General features: G+C 51.9%; 12 protein-coding genes and 1 pseudogene. 4 read left to right on the plus strand and 9 right to left on the minus strand.

Translation table 11 applies throughout. The annotated features are described in order from the left end of the window. Positions 1-133 precede the first annotated feature (133 nt). Entirely contained in the window at positions 134-904 is a 771-nt protein-coding gene (locus BZJ21_RS05015) for a DUF481 domain-containing protein (protein WP_077669280.1), read from the plus strand. Positions 905-965: 61 nt separating this feature from the next. Here the strand turns inward: BZJ21_RS05015 and rplI are convergent, their stop codons facing one another. Genes rplI through BZJ21_RS16280 form a run of 5 tightly spaced genes read right to left on the minus strand, consistent with a single transcriptional unit; the run spans position 966 to position 2590 of the window. Continuing rightward, on the minus strand, positions 966-1415 hold the full coding sequence (gene rplI / locus BZJ21_RS05020; RefSeq protein WP_021023494.1) for a 50S ribosomal protein L9: 450 nt from the start codon (positions 1413-1415) through the stop codon (positions 966-968). A 32-nt stretch (positions 1416-1447) separates the two neighbouring features. Beyond that, a complete protein-coding gene (gene rpsR / locus BZJ21_RS05025; RefSeq protein WP_021023493.1) occupies positions 1448-1675 on the minus strand; it encodes a 30S ribosomal protein S18 in 228 nt (75 codons plus the stop codon). A 16-nt stretch (positions 1676-1691) separates the two neighbouring features. Next, positions 1692-1994, minus strand: coding sequence for a primosomal replication protein N (priB, locus tag BZJ21_RS05030; RefSeq protein WP_077669281.1), 303 nt, complete (start codon positions 1992-1994; stop codon positions 1692-1694). Positions 1995-2002: 8 nt separating this feature from the next. Then, entirely contained in the window at positions 2003-2431 is a 429-nt protein-coding gene (rpsF, locus tag BZJ21_RS05035) for a 30S ribosomal protein S6 (protein ID WP_077460007.1), read from the minus strand. Between the two features lie 18 nt (positions 2432-2449). Next, positions 2450-2590, minus strand: a complete 141-nt coding sequence (locus BZJ21_RS16280; RefSeq protein ID WP_158011513.1) for a hypothetical protein — start codon at positions 2588-2590, stop codon at positions 2450-2452. Between the two features lie 314 nt (positions 2591-2904). Here BZJ21_RS16280 and BZJ21_RS05040 point away from each other — a divergent pair, with 314 nt between their 5' ends. The 3 genes and pseudogenes from BZJ21_RS05040 to BZJ21_RS05050 form a co-directional block, all read left to right on the plus strand. Beyond that, the gene (locus BZJ21_RS05040) at positions 2905-5730 is read left to right on the plus strand and encodes a glycosyl hydrolase family 18 protein (protein WP_101494549.1); all 2826 of its coding nucleotides are present in this window, start codon (positions 2905-2907) and stop codon (positions 5728-5730) included. Positions 5731-5782: 52 nt separating this feature from the next. Then, positions 5783-6955, plus strand: coding sequence for a lytic polysaccharide monooxygenase (locus tag BZJ21_RS05045; protein ID WP_077660551.1), 1173 nt, complete (start codon positions 5783-5785; stop codon positions 6953-6955). Between the two features lie 18 nt (positions 6956-6973). Continuing rightward, positions 6974-9238: pseudogene (locus tag BZJ21_RS05050) on the plus strand (glycosyl hydrolase family 18 protein); the annotation flags it as partial. A 433-nt stretch (positions 9239-9671) separates the two neighbouring features. Here the strand turns inward: BZJ21_RS05050 and rlmB are convergent. The 4 genes from rlmB to BZJ21_RS05075 all read right to left on the minus strand — a co-directional run bounded on the left by rlmB (position 9672) and on the right by BZJ21_RS05075 (position 15262). Continuing rightward, a complete protein-coding gene (gene rlmB, locus BZJ21_RS05055) occupies positions 9672-10406 on the minus strand; it encodes a 23S rRNA (guanosine(2251)-2'-O)-methyltransferase RlmB (protein WP_077576889.1) in 735 nt (244 codons plus the stop codon). Between the two features lie 3 nt (positions 10407-10409). Next, positions 10410-12905, minus strand: coding sequence for a ribonuclease R (gene rnr, locus BZJ21_RS05060; protein ID WP_077669283.1), 2496 nt, complete (start codon positions 12903-12905; stop codon positions 10410-10412). A 218-nt stretch (positions 12906-13123) separates the two neighbouring features. Next, the gene (motX, locus tag BZJ21_RS05065) at positions 13124-13759 is read right to left on the minus strand and encodes a flagellar protein MotX (protein ID WP_021023486.1); all 636 of its coding nucleotides are present in this window, start codon (positions 13757-13759) and stop codon (positions 13124-13126) included. A 204-nt stretch (positions 13760-13963) separates the two neighbouring features. Beyond that, positions 13964-15262 (minus strand): adenylosuccinate synthase, encoded by a 1299-nt coding sequence (locus BZJ21_RS05075; RefSeq protein WP_025744518.1) that lies wholly within the window; start codon positions 15260-15262, stop codon positions 13964-13966. Positions 15263-15365 lie beyond the last annotated feature (103 nt).

The raw sequence follows: 15365 nt of genomic DNA on the forward strand, positions 1-15365 counted from the left end.
CGCTGTCCTCGTGGGACGCTGCCCCATGAGACATTTTTTTCCAAACGCTGAATGACCTCCTCGAATTCTAACCCAAATTTGACTATCACAATGCAAACAGCGCTTAGCATAGCGGCGCCTTAGATTGCGTGAGATGAAAGTAGTGAAGTCTTTTTGTCAGCCCATGTGGTTATCAATTTGGATGGTATGCGGGGCCCCTGCCTATGCAAGTGACGATAATAAAACATCAGAATCACCTTGGTCAGCCGATATTTCGCTCGGTTATCAGCGCCTCGGTGGTAACTCAGATTCTCAAACCATCAATAATGCGCTCACAGGTCAATATCAAGTTGAGCAATACAGTTATCAAGCCAGAATTAGTCTGTTGCAAGTTGAAAAAGATGGTGAAGAGGACAAACGTAAAACAGAGCTAGAGTCGCAAGCTAATATGCTACTTGGTGACAGAAGCTATGCGCTACTCAATGCCACTTATGTCGCCGACCGTTACGGCCCTTATTATGACGATTTTATGCTGGCAACGGGTTTAGGCTATCACTGGCTTCAAAACGCTAAGGTCACATTAAGCACCGAGATAGGTCCAGGTTTTCGTTACCAACAACCGAACGTCGATGAAATTGATGATGACGATTTGATCATGCCTTACTCAGTCAGTGAATCAGTGATACGTGGACAGGCAAGAGGAGAGTGGCATATGCTCGATAATGTCAGTTTAGAAGGAAGAAGTATTATCATTTCAGGGAGCAGTAATACCAGTGTCGAAGGATCACTCACTTTGGCATCGACCATTACTGAAAAGTTATCGATAAAAATAACCAGCAAACAGACTTACATGACATATGTCCCTCCGGGACTAAAAAATCGCGACAGTATGTTCACGGTCGGTATTCGTTATCAATGGTTATAAACCGCTGAAAAAACAAAAAGCCAACCCGAAGGCTGGCTTTTTATCGAAACCTTGTTGCTAATTACATAGCAACAACGTTCACGTTGACGGTCGCGAAAACATCATAGTGCAGTTGCACGCTGATTTCGTACTCGCCAGTGTGACGCAGTGCGCCTTCTGGTAGACGAACTTCGTTTTTAGCGATTTCAACGCCCGCTGCAGTCACAGCGTCAGCGATATCACGGGTACCGATAGAACCAAACAGTTTACCTTCATCACCCGCTTTCGAAGCGATTTCAACCGCTTCTAGTGCTTCAACTTTCTCAGCACGCGCTTGAGCAGCAGCCAGTTGCTCAGCAACTTTTGCTTCTAGCTCAGCACGACGTGCTTCAAAATGTTCAATGTTGGCTTTGGTTGCCATAACAGCTTTACCCTGAGGGATAAGGAAGTTACGTGCATAACCAGATTTAACAGTTACCTGATCACCTAGGCCACCCAGGTTACCGATTTTATCAAGTAGAATAACTTGCATTCTTCAATCCTCTCTAACTTGGACAGTTCCGATTACTGATGCTTGTCAGTGTACGGCAGCAGGGCCAGGTAACGAGCGCGCTTTATAGCACGAGCCAGTTGACGCTGATACTTAGCACGAGTACCAGTGATACGGCTAGGTACGATTTTACCTGATTCGGTAATGTAATTTTTTAGAGTCGCTACATCTTTGTAATCGATCTCTGTGACGCCTTCTGCAGTGAAACGGCAGAATTTACGACGACGGAAGAAACGTGCCATGGGCTTATCTCCTGATCTAAATGTCTATAATAGTGTCGGCATGCAATACCAATTTTCCCTCGCCTTGTCGGCTGGTCTGGTAAGCGATAAAACCGCTTACCTTGATATAGCTACCTAAAGCTAAATTTTGCGTTTGTTGTGTTGACCCTTGCCCACTCACAACCACAGATAAACGACAAAAAACTTGTCGAGGGAAGTCAGCTTCAACCTGCGTGGAACGATGCTCTAACACAAAGTGACAGTGCGGAACGCCTGCAGGGCTTTGGCGACGGACCGGACCTTTACTGATAACACCAGCAAGCTCCAACCGATTGGTCATCACAGCAATTACTCAGCTGCGTTTTCGCCTTCAGCTTCAGCTTCCGCTTTTGCTTCTGGCTTCGCTTCCGCACGCTCTTCACGCTCAGGGCGATCTTCACGCTTAGCAGTACGCTCTTCTTTAGCCTTCATCATGACAGATGGCTCAGTGATAGCGTCTTTAGTACGCATGATCATGTTACGGATCACTGCGTCGTTGAAGCGGAACATGCTTTCTAGCTCGTCAATCACAGCCTGCTCGGCTTCTACGTTCATCATAACGTAGTGTGCTTTGTGCAGTTTGTTGATTGGGTAAGCCAGTTGGCGACGGCCCCAGTCTTCTAGACGGTGGATCTGACCGCCTGCATCTTTAATAGACGCAGTGTAACGCTCGATCATGCCAGCAACTTGCTCGCTCTGATCAGGGTGCACCATGAATACGATTTCGTAATGACGCATTGAGTTGCTCCTTACGGATTAATCAGCTTCCACAATTGGCTCGGTCGTCCAGCGGAAGCAAGGAACGGAAAAGAAAAGACCGAGAATCAGGCGCGAGATAGTACAGAATTGCAGCGTCATAAGCAAACGGATTTTGTCTTTATCGGTTGGTTGTTCCATGGCATCCCCGAAAAAAAGCATGACCAATTTCAAAAAAAATAAGAAATCAAGCCTGCAAACTGTCAATTATGTGCGAATTACTACCAACATCACGCTATGGATGCACTTCTTTTTTACCAATAATTAATTTATGAACCCACGCTCAAATTATGACATTCCCGCCTCCTTTTCTTGGCAGTTAATGTCCAAAATAATCTTTTTATTGCCTATGCTTGAGCGGAAAAGCCGTTTTTAGTGCAAAAAGCGTAGGGGAAGACCTCATCAATCACTGACTGTATTGATGAAATTCGTTTCAAAAATTTTTGGAGCAAAATATGAAGATAGTAACACCATCGCGTATGGTCGCACTTGGTTTGGCAGGGCTCGCATTAAGTAGCCCCAGCGTACACGCTGCAGTTGATTGCCAGCCATTATCCGATTGGCAGAATGGCAATACCTACACTAAAGGGGATCAAGTAAAAACAGATAACACCGCCTATGAAGCGAGGTGGTGGACGCAAGCCGACCCGGCCACCCAATCTGGCGAATGGAAAGCGTGGAAAATCCTCGGCCAGTGCGCGGGCAGCGTCAACCAAGCCCCTACCGCAACCTTAACCGTCTCTCCGTCTGGACCGATTGAGGTTGGTGACACACTCACCTTCACCCTTGCCGGGACCGACACGGATGGCACGGTGACCTCATTCGCGCTCTCACAAGGCGACACCCTATTGTATGAAGGCGCCGAGGCGACCACCATTGACTGGCAAGCCGAACAAACGGGGCGTTTTGCCTTTACCCTCACCGTGACCGACGACAAAGGCGCTACCGACATCCAGACATTGCAACAGGTGGTGGGTGATGACCAAACCGGCGGCGATGAGTATGCCTGTCGTCCGGCTGGTTTATACACCACCCCAGATGTCGAGGTGCCGTATTGCTCTGTGTATGACGAAAACGGCCTTGAAGACATGGGGGCCGATCACCCTCGCCGTGTCATCGGTTATTTCACTAGCTGGCGAAACGGTGCCAACGGCCAGCCTGCTTATTTAGTCAGCGATATTCCTTGGGACAAGATCACCCACATTAACTACGCCTTTGCCCACATCAACGCGGACAACCAACTGTCTATCGGCGATCCCAATGCCCCCGACAACCCCGCGACCCAGATGACTTGGCCGGGCGTGGCCGGCGCAGAGATGGATCCGACCCTGCCGTACAAAGGCCACTTTAACTTGCTCAACAAGTATAAAAAGCAGCACCCCGACGTGAAAACGCTGATCTCCGTGGGCGGCTGGGCCGAAACCGGGGGCTACTTCGGTGAAAACGGCGAGCGCATCGACAGTGGCGGTTTCTACACCATGACCACCAATGCCGATGGCAGCGTCAACCAAGCCGGCATCAAGGCTTTCACCGACAGTGCCGTCGCCTTCTTGCGCCAGTATGGCTTTGATGGTCTGGACATTGATTATGAATACCCATCGTCGATGAAAGACTCAGGCCACCCTGACGATTTCGAGTACTCCAACCCACGTCGCGCGCACTTGAATAAATCCTATCAAGTACTGATGAAGTCGCTGCGTGAAGCGCTCGATAAAGCCAGCGCGCAAGATGGCAAGCACTATATGCTGACCATTGCCGCACCGTCATCGGGTTACTTATTGCGCGGGATGGAAACCTTCCAAACCACCCAATACTTAGATTACGTCAACATCATGAGCTATGATCTGCACGGGGCATGGAACGATCATGTTGGCCATCAAGCGCCGCTGTATGACACCGGAGAGGATTCCGAACTTAAACAGTGGAATGTCTACCAAACCCCTGAATTTGAAGGGATTGGCTATTTAAATACCGATTGGGCAGCCACCTACTTTATGGGCGGTATGTCTCCCGGCCGCATCAATATCGGTATCCCGTATTACACCCGCGGCTTTAAAGACGTGCAAGGTGGCGACAAAGGTCTTTGGGGACGCGCACCATTGCCAAACCAGAGCGAGTGCCCAGCCGGCACCGGCGTCGGTGAGAAAAACAAATGCGGCAACGGTGCAATCGGGATAGATAACCTTTGGCATGATGTGGATGAGCTCGGCACCGAAGTGCCTGCTGGCTCCAACCCTTTATGGCATGTGAAAAACTTGCTCGACGGCAAACTACCGGCCTATGCGGCGGAATACGGACTTGATCCTGAGCAAGACCCCACTGATCGCCTTACTGGTAGTTATCAGCGTTACTACGATGACATCGCCAAAGCGCCGTGGGTTTGGAACGAAGAAAAACGCGTATTCCTGTCAATGGAAGACGAAACCTCGATGGCCGAAAAGGTCGACTACGTGGTCAATAGGGGCCTAGGCGGGGTGATGTTCTGGGAGCTGGCGGGGGATTATCGCTATGATGATCAGCGTCAAGCCTACTTTATGGGTGACACCCTGACCTCTCTGGCGTACCAAACCTTTAAGCAAGCGGGCAGCGACTACTCACTACAACGTGGCGACGCCAATTTCCAAGTGCCAAGCGAGCAAGTGGATGTCACGCTTGACGCGCTGAACTTCCCAGTGGGCGATGACAACTACCCTATTCGCCCCACGTTCCGCTTTACCAACCACTCCGATCTGGACTTATCGGGCGCCACCATCAGCTTTGATGTGCCAGTGTCTACCTCGGCCATTTTTAAATCTGACTGGAACGCCCAGAAAAAGCTGCGCATGGAAGTGGTGCGTGATAGCAGCAATGCCAGTGGTAACAACATCGGCGGGTTTGATGCCACCCATCATCGCTTTGCCATCACCTTGATTAACGAATGGGGTGGTATAGAGCAAAGCTTTAAGCCGGGTGAAACCTTGGACGCTCAGGTGATGTACTACATGCCTATCACCAACCCAACCAATATCACCATCGAAAAAAATGGCCAGCGCTATGCGGTGAAGCAGGGGTATCCAAGCCTTCCGCCTGCGCTCCCCGGTAGCACCAGCCAAAGTGGCGGAGAGTCTCAGTGTCCTGACGTCGATATCGCCAGCCTGAGTACCTACCCCAACTGGCCTAACGGGGGCAATCATGCCAGCGGTGGCGACCAACTTATCTACCAAGAGGCGGTGTGGGAAGCCAAGTGGTGGACCCAAGCGGCACCCGGTGGTCAAGCTTGGCGCCAAGTCTGCAGCCTCTAATCCATTTCTGGTCTTGAATGCGGGGGCTGAGTGCCCCCGTTAAGGAGTCGTTATGTTCAAGTCTTCGTTCACGCAGTTTTCCTGCCGTACCGCCGTGGCTCTTGCGCTGGTCGCAAGCAGTACACAGGTGATGGCACATGGCTATTTAGAAAGCCCCAAAGCGCGCCAGGCGATTTGCCATGAGCAAGGGGGCTATTGGTGGCCTTCAGATGGGTCAGGTATCCCTAACGCCGCCTGTCGCGCGGCGTTCTTAGAATCGGGGCACTACCCGTTTGTGCAACACCATGAATCGGCGCAATTGGTGGCGGATTACCGTAATATGGATGCGGTGAAAGCGGCCGTTACCGATGGTAACTTATGTGGCGCCGGCGATCCCAATAAAGCCGGGATCAGTTTACCCTCATCGGATTGGCAACGGACCGAGATCACCCCAGATGGCAATGGCCAAATTGACGTGCGCTTTCGCGCCACCACTCCTCACGATCCAAGTTTCTGGGAAATTTATCTGACCAAGCCAGATTACAACGGCGCGACCGATGCGCTGACGTGGGATGATCTCGAAAAGATCGACACCTTTGGCGATCTGCCCATTGTGATCGGCGATAACGGTAACCGGTATTATGAGATGACCGTGACCCTGCCCGCCGATCGTCAAGGTGATGCCATTATCTATAGCCGTTGGCAACGTATTGATCCGGCCGGAGAAGGCTTCTACAACTGTGCCGACATTACCATCACCCCTAGTCAGACCGCACCCGCCCAATGGCACGAGCTAGGATACTTTGTCCAACATCCACAAATGGCAGCATTGGGCGATCGCGTGCGGGCCCGCTTGCACAATCGCCAAGGCCAAGAAGTGGTGGATGTCACACTCACCCTGACGGACCAAAATGTGACGAATTGGCCACACGCGCTGGCCAGCCTTATCGAGCAACAGGCTAACGAGCCCTTACGTATCGGGGTGATGCGCCACGGCGAGATCCAGTTTAATGCCGATGACGTGGTGCAAAACCAAGTCTTTAGCCATCACGATAGCTATAGCTTCAACCTGTCGGTGATCCCGGCTACCGACGAACCCACCAGCAACCTGCCCGCATGGCGCGCATCTGAGGTCTATGTGGCCAAGGATCGCGTGCGCTACGGCGACAATATTTACCAAGCAAAATGGTGGACTAGAAACGAGCAACCCGGCGCTGCCCTTGTTTGGCAACGCGTGACACAATAAGGAGCAAACATGAAGCCAATGACCCTACTCTCTCTGGCGATTGCTGGGGCACTGGGCGCCAGCCACGCCGTGGCGGCCCCTTCAACCCCAAGTTTGGACTGGAAGCCACAAAACTATTCTTTTGTTGAAGTCGATGAATATGGCCGCGGATCGTACAAAGATCTGGTGCAGCGCGTGGATGAAGTCCAAATTGAAATTAAATGGAATGCCTGGTCCGGTGATGGCGGTGACAGCTACAAGGTGTACTTTGACGATCAGGTGGTCAATCAAGGCACTTTACCGGCAGGCACCCAATCCGGCACAGTCACTTTCCCCTATGACAAAGGCGGTCGTCACCAGCTTAAACTCGCCTTGTGTGAAGGGGGCGTCGATGGTCAGTGTGCGACCAGTGCCGCCAAACCCATCGTCATCGCAGACACCGACGGCGTCCATCTTGACCCACTGCCGATGAATGTCGACCCGAACAACAATGACTATCCCAAACAGCCTGATACCGTGGTGGGGGCATACTTTGTCGAATGGGGCATTTATGGTCGTAACTTCGATGTCAGTCAGGTGCCCGCGGGGAATCTCACCCACATCTTGTATGGCTTTATCCCCATTTGTGGCCCCAATGAGTCATTGGGCGACATCGAAAATGGCAACAGCTTGCGCGCACTTGAGCTCGCTTGCCAAGGCTCAGAAGACTATGAAGTGGCAATCCATGACCCATGGGCGGCGATTCAGAAAAAGCTGCCCGGCACACCGGCCAAAGATCCGATAGGTGGCACCTACGCGCAAATGATGGCGCTCAAGCAGCGCTACCCTGATCTGAAAATTCTCCCCTCCGTGGGCGGCTGGACCCTATCCGACCCCTTCTATGATTTCACCGACAAGGCCAACCGTGACGTCTTTGTCGCCTCAATGAAAGAGTTCCTGCAAACCTGGAAATTCTACGATGGGGTCGACATTGACTGGGAATACCCAGGCGGTGGCGGTGCCAACCCTGATTTAGGTGACCAAGATAAGGATAGCCAAGCCTACGCGGCCTTAATGCGTGAGCTGCGCGCGATGTTGGATGAGCTCGAAGCCGACACGGGCCGTGAGTACCAACTCACCTCGGCCGTCGGTGCCGGTTATGACAAAATCGCCAACGTCGATTACAGCGCCAGCGCGCCGTACATGGATTACATCTTTGCCATGACCTACGACTTTTTCGGTGCATGGAATAATGTCACCGGCCACCAAACTGCCATTTACTGTGGCAGCCATATGAGCGCGGATGAATGTGATGGTACCGGCGTCGATGACAACGGCGAACCTCGCAAAGGCCCGGCCTACACGCTCGATAATGGCGTGCAATTACTGCTAGAAAGCGGCGTGCCACCGGAAAAAATAGTGATCGGTACCGCGATGTACGGTCGTGGTTGGGAAGGCGTTTTCCCTGCCAATGCAACCGATCCTAGCAACCCGATGACCGCGCTCGGTAACGGCCCGATCAAAGGCAGCACCGCGGACGGAATATGGGAAGCGGGCGTAATTGACTACAAAGGCGTCGTCAAATCAATGCTCGGCAGCGCGGGTAACGGCATCAATGGCTTTCAAACCGGTTATGATGAGCAAGCTGAAGCGGCCTACATTTGGAACCCTGACAACGGCAAGCTGGTCACTTACGACAACCCACGATCGGTCAAAGCCAAAGGCCAGTATGTGCGTAATCACAACTTCGCCGGTTTGTTTGCCTGGGAAATAGATGCCGACAATGGCGATATCCTCAATGCGATGCACGAGGGCTTAGCACAGGATGGTCAGCCGCCAGTCAACAACGCCCCAACTGTGAGTATCGCACAACAAAGCTATACGCTGGCGCCGGGAGAATCATTAACCATTGCGGCCAATGGGCGCGATCGGGATGGCGATGCCCTGACCTATCGCTGGCAAGGCGATGAGGCGTTGACCCTGACTAATAGCGACACGGATTCGGTCACCGTGACCGCCCCCGATGTGAGTACCAGCACCGATTATTCCCTGTCGGTGACGGTATCGGATGGCCAAGCCAGTGCCGAGGCCAATGCGATTATCGAGGTGGTGGTACCGGGTGAAAACCAAGCCCCTACCGTGGCGCCTATCGCCCCAGTGAGCCTGAAAAGCGGTGAGCAAACCCGCGTGACGATTGAGGCGAACGATCCAGATGGCGATACACTCAGCTACACCTACCGTGCATCCGGCGATCTGGCCGTCTCTGGCACCGATGATCAGGTGACGCTGACCGCGCCCACCGTGACGGAGAATCGCGACTATGTGGTTACAGTAGAGGTCAGCGATGGCGACAAAACCACGCAAGCGCAATTCACAGTGACCGTGACGCCGACCAGTGGCTTGCCAATGTGGGATGAAAACACCGTGTATGTCGGCGGCGATCGCGTCCTGTATCAAGGGGTTGAGTATCGCGCAAGTGGTGGACCAAGGGTCAGCGCCCAGACCAAGGCGGGCCATGGGAGCGTGTCGGGGATAGCCAAGCCAACCAAAGCAGTGAATGGCAAGCGACCGTCGCTTATTCCGGCGGCGATGAGGTTGAATATAACAACCAACGCTACCAAGCCAAGTGGTGGACCCAAGGCGAAAAGCCGGGCAGTACCGCAGTTTGGCAATTACTGTAACGATTGTTCACTTCCCAAAATGACAAAACGCCCCAACAGGGGCGTTTTTCTTCAACGGTGGACAAGAGACAAGGCACTTAACGACGCTGACGCACCGCTTCATACAAACAGACACCAGTTGCCACGGATACGTTCAAGCTCGATACGCTTCCTGACATGGGAATACGAATTAGCTCATCACAGGTTTCACGGGTCAAACGGCGCATGCCGTCACCTTCCGCGCCCATCACTAAGGCTAGCGGCCCCACCAATTTGGTGTCGTAAACATCATGATCGGCTTCACCGGCCGTGCCCACAAACCACACGCCCTGCTCTTTGAGCGCACGCATGGTACGCGCTAAGTTGGTAACACGCACCAAAGGCACCACTTCAGCTGCGCCACAGGCCACTTTGCGGGCCGTCGCGTTAAGCTGAGCAGATTTATCTTTCGGAACGATGACCGCACTCACTCCGGCTGCATCGGCAGTGCGCAGGCAAGCCCCCAAATTATGCGGGTCGGTGACACCGTCAAGTACCAGCAACAAAGGGTTCTCGGTATTAGCGAGGATCGCCTCCAAGTCATTCTCGTTGTACTGACGACCCGGTTTGACACGGGCAACAATCCCCTGATGCGACGCACCTTGAGTTTTGTCGTCTAACGCTTTGCGGCCCACTTGCTGAATACTCACGCCCAGCATCGCAATGTCATTGAGCACGGGGACCAAACGCTCGTCTTGACGCCCTTTTAATACCATCACTTCAATAAAGCGGGAAGGATCGGTTGCTAAAATCGCTTGGACGGCATGAATGCCGTAAATAACTTCACTACTCATGATTTACTTCTTTTTCTTACCCGCTTCGGCTTTTTGTTTTTTCGCCTTTTTCTTGCGTGCTTTTTGCGCAGGCGACTTTACTTTACTCTTTTTGCTTGGCTTATCCGCCGGCGCCTTATCGCCCTCAACACTGGGCACCGCACCGCGTTTAAGCTGTTGGCGTACCGAGGTTCGCTCACGGCGCGCTTGCGGATCTTTATTCGACTCCGCACGACCTTTTTTGCGCTTATCGCGTTCGGTTTTACCCGGGCGACGGGCTTTGCGCTCAGAGCCTACCAGTTCAAAGTCAATTTGTCGCTCATCAAGATTCACTGACAGCACTTTAACCGTTACCTGATCGCCAAGTCGGAACACGCGGCCAGAGCCTTCGCCCACCAGACGTTGACCTACCATATCAAAACGGTAATAGTCGTTATCTAGGTTAGAGATATGGACCAAACCATCGATATGCAGCTCATTGAGGCGAACAAAGAAGCCAAAACCGGTGACATTGGCAATCACGCCTTCCAGTTCATCGCCAACGTGATCTTGCATATATTCGCATTTAAGCCAATCCGACACATCACGGGTGGCATCATCGGCGCGACGCTCGGTTTTCGAACACTGCTCGCCGAGCACATCCATATCGTCAAATGAGTAGTGGTAGCCACCAGTCGGGGTCCAACGGTCTTGGTTTTTACCCGCTTGTTTGGCAATCAAGTATTTGAGTGCACGGTGCAACAGCAAATCCGGATAGCGACGAATAGGCGAGGTAAAGTGGGCGTATTGCTTGAGCGCCAAACCAAAGTGACCTTGGTTATCCGCTTGATACACCGCTTGCTTCATCGAGCGTAACAGCATGGTCTGGATAAGCTCACTGTCCGCGCGACCATGGACCACGTGCATCAGTGCCGCGTAATCTTTCGGCGTCGGCTCTAGGCCGCCACTCAGGCTTAAGCCTAACTCGCCTAAGAAATCTTTAAAGCCACTAAGACGTTCTTCACCCGGTGCTTCGTGAACACGATATAATGCTGGCTCTTTGTGCTTCTCGACAAAACGCGCAGAGGCGACGTTGGCAAGAATCATACATTCTTCGATGATCTTGTGCGCATCGTTGCGCTCCACCGGCACAATACGGTCGATTTTACGCTGTGCGTTGAAAATAAATTGGGTTTCTACTGTCTCAAACTCAATGGCGCCGCGTTGTTGGCGAGCCCCACTGAGCACCTTGTACATATCGTGCAAGGTTTCTAGATGTGGAACCAAAGTGTGATAACGCTCTCGCAAGGTCTTATCACCCTCTAAGATGTTAGACACCTTGGTGTAGGTTAAACGCGCATGTGAGTTCATTACCGCTTCATAGTGCTTGTAGCCGGATAATGAGCCTGACTCAGAAATCGTCATTTCACAGACCATACATAGACGATCAACCTGTGGATTGAGCGAGCATAGGCCGTTGGAAAGCACTTCCGGTAACATGGGCACCACTTGGTTGGGGAAGTACACCGAGTTACCGCGGTTTTGCGCTTCTTTATCCAGCGCAGAATCAGGCCGCACGTAGTAACTAACATCAGCAATTGCCACCCACAAACGCCAGCCACCAGAACGTTTACGTTCACAATAGACCGCATCATCAAAGTCACGGGCATCTTCACCGTCGATGGTAACCAGCGGCAGATCGCGTAGATCAACGCGGCCTTCTTTCGCTTTTTCCGGCACTTCCTCGTTCAAACTTTTAACTTGCTTGAGCACGGCATCCGGCCATTGATGAGGAATATCATGGGTGCGCATCGCGATTTCAATTTCCATGCCTGGCGCCATGTTTTCGCCCAGCACGTCAACAACCTTACCCATTGGGTTGGTTTGGCGAGTAGGACGTTGCATGATCTCAACCACCACAACATTGCCCATACGCGCGCCCTGAGTGTGATCTTTATCAATCACGATATCTTGGCCCAGGCGGCTGTCGTCTGGCACGACAAAGCCCATACCATCTTCGACAAAATAACGCCCAACGATTTGGCCTTGACGTGCTTCCAACACTCGCACGACACGGGCTTCTTGGCGACCGCGCTTATCGGTCCCCACGCCTTGCGCCAAAATGACATCGCCATGCATCACGCTACGCATTTGATGATACGGTAACGTCCAATCGTCATGATTGCCTTTCCCTTCAGGGCGCAAGAAGCCAAAACCATCACGGTGACCAATAACGGTCCCTTTAATCAGATCCAGACGCTCGGGCAAGGCATAGCACTTACGCCGAGTAAACACGAGTTGACCATCTCGCTCCATCGCACGCAGGCGTCGACGTAAACCTTCATACTGATCATCGCCGTCTAAACCGAGATGGGTAAACAGATTATCGCGGCTCACTGGTGCCTTAAAGCTGCGGATCACTTCCAGCAAGTGCTCTCGGCTGGGAACCGGATTTTCATATTTTTCAGCTTCACGGGCCTGGTGTGGATCCGCAGCGATGTTGTTTGGCGTATTATTTGTCGAACCTGTGTCTTGCGACATAGACCTTTTCCTATTGGCGTATGTTGATTTCATTATATCTGTTAACTGTCGCGATTGCGCCGCGATGATCGCAGTTTGACGTTTTGTTTCAGCGCTTTGCTTGTAGGCAACGAGAGGAACATGGCGAACTGGCCATATCAAATCAGATTGGGAACAGATGAGTAAAGGGAGTATAGCGGATTTTGACGATAAAATCGCCTACAGTCAGAGGCTGGCAGTTACCAGTAACTGGTGCGTCTTTTAGCGCGAGCGATAATATTCTGAGGCATTCGCGCTTCAAGCGCTGAACGTAACTCGGCAATACGATCACGCGTGCCAGAGTCTGCGGTAATGGTCTGATATAACCAGCGATAAGCATCCTCATAATCAAGCGGTGAACCGACGTCATCCACGAGCAACTCGGCCAGTTGAATTCGCGCGCGGGTATCCCCCAATGAGGCGGCTTCGCGCAGGTAAGGAATCGCGCGTCGTTGATCTTGCTGCACCAAGGTCCCATTCGCATAGTATCGCCCTAGCTGCTCCAATGCCGCAGGTAACCCTTGCTGCGCAGCCTGTTTCATGTAATACACGCCGAGCTCGGCATCTTGATCAACGCATACGCCCCACGCCAACATATCGCCGTACAAGAACTCATAGGCGGGAGACCCCACACGTGTTGCCCGTACTTCGATGTCTTGTACGAGTTGGCATTCATCTTGTTCCACACGCTCAAGGTGTGAGTTGGTCTCGAATAAGGCGATCAGTTCACTTTCTTCATACAAGGGCACCGCTGGCCCCACATCCGCTCTAGCGGTTGCTGTTGCCAACGTCGTTACCGTTAGTAAAAGTGAAAAACTCAGCGTTCGAAACTTCATGCCTACTCGCTATTCAACCAAGAAACCCAACAGCAACGCGCGCGCTAACCGTGTGCTTTTTTGTATCGGCACCCTGCTTAGTGACTTTAGCAAAGGCGGCAAGTTTTTTCCGCTTTCCAGGCGATCTGGGTTCCAACCTCATCCAATAGCGAAAAAAAAAGCCAGCGTTAAACGCTGGCCTCATGGTTTGTCTTCGCGCAAGCATTAGCTCTCGAAAGGATGAACCTTAATGATGGTTTCATTACGGTCTGGGCCAGTTGAAATCAGATCAATCGGCACGCCAGTCAAGGTTTCAATACGCTTGATGTAATCAAGTGCAGCTTGTGGTAACTCGTCGAGTGACTTCACCCCAAAGGTGTTTTCGCTCCAACCCGGCATAGTCTCATAAACAGGCTCGATGTTTGCGTACGCATCCGCAGCCAATGGAGATACCTCTACCATGGTGCCGTCAGCCATCTTGTAACCGGTACAAATTTTGATTTCTTCCAAGCCGTCCATCACGTCCAGTTTGGTCAAACAAAAACCCGAGACCGAGTTAATCTGTACAGCACGGCGCATAGCCACCGCGTCAAACCAACCACAACGACGCTTACGACCCGTGGTTGCACCAAACTCCGCACCCTTGGTGCCTAGATGCATACCAATGTCGTCATCAAGTTCTGTTGGGAACGGACCTGCCCCTACTCGCGTGCAATAGGCTTTGGCGATACCTAGCACATAACCAAGATGACGAGGACCAAAACCAGAGCCTGCAGCCACACCGCCAGCGGTAGTGTTTGAGGAGGTGACATACGGATAAGTGCCGTGATCAATATCTAGCAAGGTGCCTTGTGCGCCTTCGAACATGATTTTGTCATCACGTTTACGCGCATCATCGAGCTCTTGGGTGACATCAATCACCATACCGGTGAGGATGTCTGCTTGCTCCATGACCTTGGCTAAGGTGTCTTCATAGCTTACAGGTTCGACTTTATAGAAGTGCTCTAGCTGGAAGTTATGGAGTTCCATCACTTCTTTCAGCTTTTCAGCGAAGGCTTCTTTATCGAATAGGTCACCCACACGCAAACCACGGCGCGCCGCTTTGTCTTCGTATGCTGGGCCAATACCACGGCCTGTGGTGCCAATGGCTTTCTTGCCACGCGCTTTTTCACGCGCTGCATCCAACGCAATGTGATAAGGCAGGATCAAAGGACACGCTTCTGATAGGAATAGGCGCTCACGCACGGGCACGCCGCGTGCTTCCAGCTCACCCATTTCTTTCAGTAAAGCGTCTGGCGACAGCACCACACCATTACCGATAATGCATTTAACGTTGTTGCGGAGGATACCAGAAGGAATCAAGTGTAGGACGGTCTTTTCACCGTCAATGACAAGAGTATGACCTGCGTTGTGACCGCCTTGATAGCGAACCACGTATTTTGCATCTTCAGTCAAAAGATCAACGATCTTTCCCTTACCTTCGTCACCCCATTGGGTGCCGAGAACGACTACGTTATTACCCATCTTCTTCGATATGCAGCTAGTTAAAAAAGGATTCTAGCACCTTAAAAACTCGGTTGCAGTTATTTTTTAACCGTATTGTCGTTTTCTTTCCATGGGTTTGTCA

Source organism: Salinivibrio costicola subsp. alcaliphilus, assembly GCF_001996185.1.
GTDB lineage: Bacteria > Pseudomonadota > Gammaproteobacteria > Enterobacterales > Vibrionaceae > Salinivibrio > Salinivibrio costicola.

Bases quoted from the DNA above. Each gene is read 5' to 3' on its own strand.
- rpsF (WP_077460007.1), bottom strand. From the start codon at position 2,431: ATGCGTCATTACGAAATCGTATTCATGGTGCACCCTGATCAGAGCGAG.
- BZJ21_RS05045 (WP_077660551.1), top strand. From the start codon at position 5,783: ATGTTCAAGTCTTCGTTCACGCAGTTTTCCTGCCGTACCGCCGTGGCT.
- rnr (WP_077669283.1), bottom strand. From the start codon at position 12,905: ATGTCGCAAGACACAGGTTCGACAAATAATACGCCAAACAACATCGCT.
- motX (WP_021023486.1), bottom strand. From the start codon at position 13,759: ATGAAGTTTCGAACGCTGAGTTTTTCACTTTTACTAACGGTAACGACG.
- priB (WP_077669281.1), bottom strand. From the start codon at position 1,994: ATGACCAATCGGTTGGAGCTTGCTGGTGTTATCAGTAAAGGTCCGGTC.
- BZJ21_RS05015 (WP_077669280.1), top strand. From the start codon at position 134: ATGAAAGTAGTGAAGTCTTTTTGTCAGCCCATGTGGTTATCAATTTGG.
- BZJ21_RS16280 (WP_158011513.1), bottom strand. From the start codon at position 2,590: ATGGAACAACCAACCGATAAAGACAAAATCCGTTTGCTTATGACGCTG.
- rpsR (WP_021023493.1), bottom strand. From the start codon at position 1,675: ATGGCACGTTTCTTCCGTCGTCGTAAATTCTGCCGTTTCACTGCAGAA.
- BZJ21_RS05075 (WP_025744518.1), bottom strand. From the start codon at position 15,262: ATGGGTAATAACGTAGTCGTTCTCGGCACCCAATGGGGTGACGAAGGT.
- BZJ21_RS05040 (WP_101494549.1), top strand. From the start codon at position 2,905: ATGAAGATAGTAACACCATCGCGTATGGTCGCACTTGGTTTGGCAGGG.
- rplI (WP_021023494.1), bottom strand. From the start codon at position 1,415: ATGCAAGTTATTCTACTTGATAAAATCGGTAACCTGGGTGGCCTAGGT.
- rlmB (WP_077576889.1), bottom strand. From the start codon at position 10,406: ATGAGTAGTGAAGTTATTTACGGCATTCATGCCGTCCAAGCGATTTTA.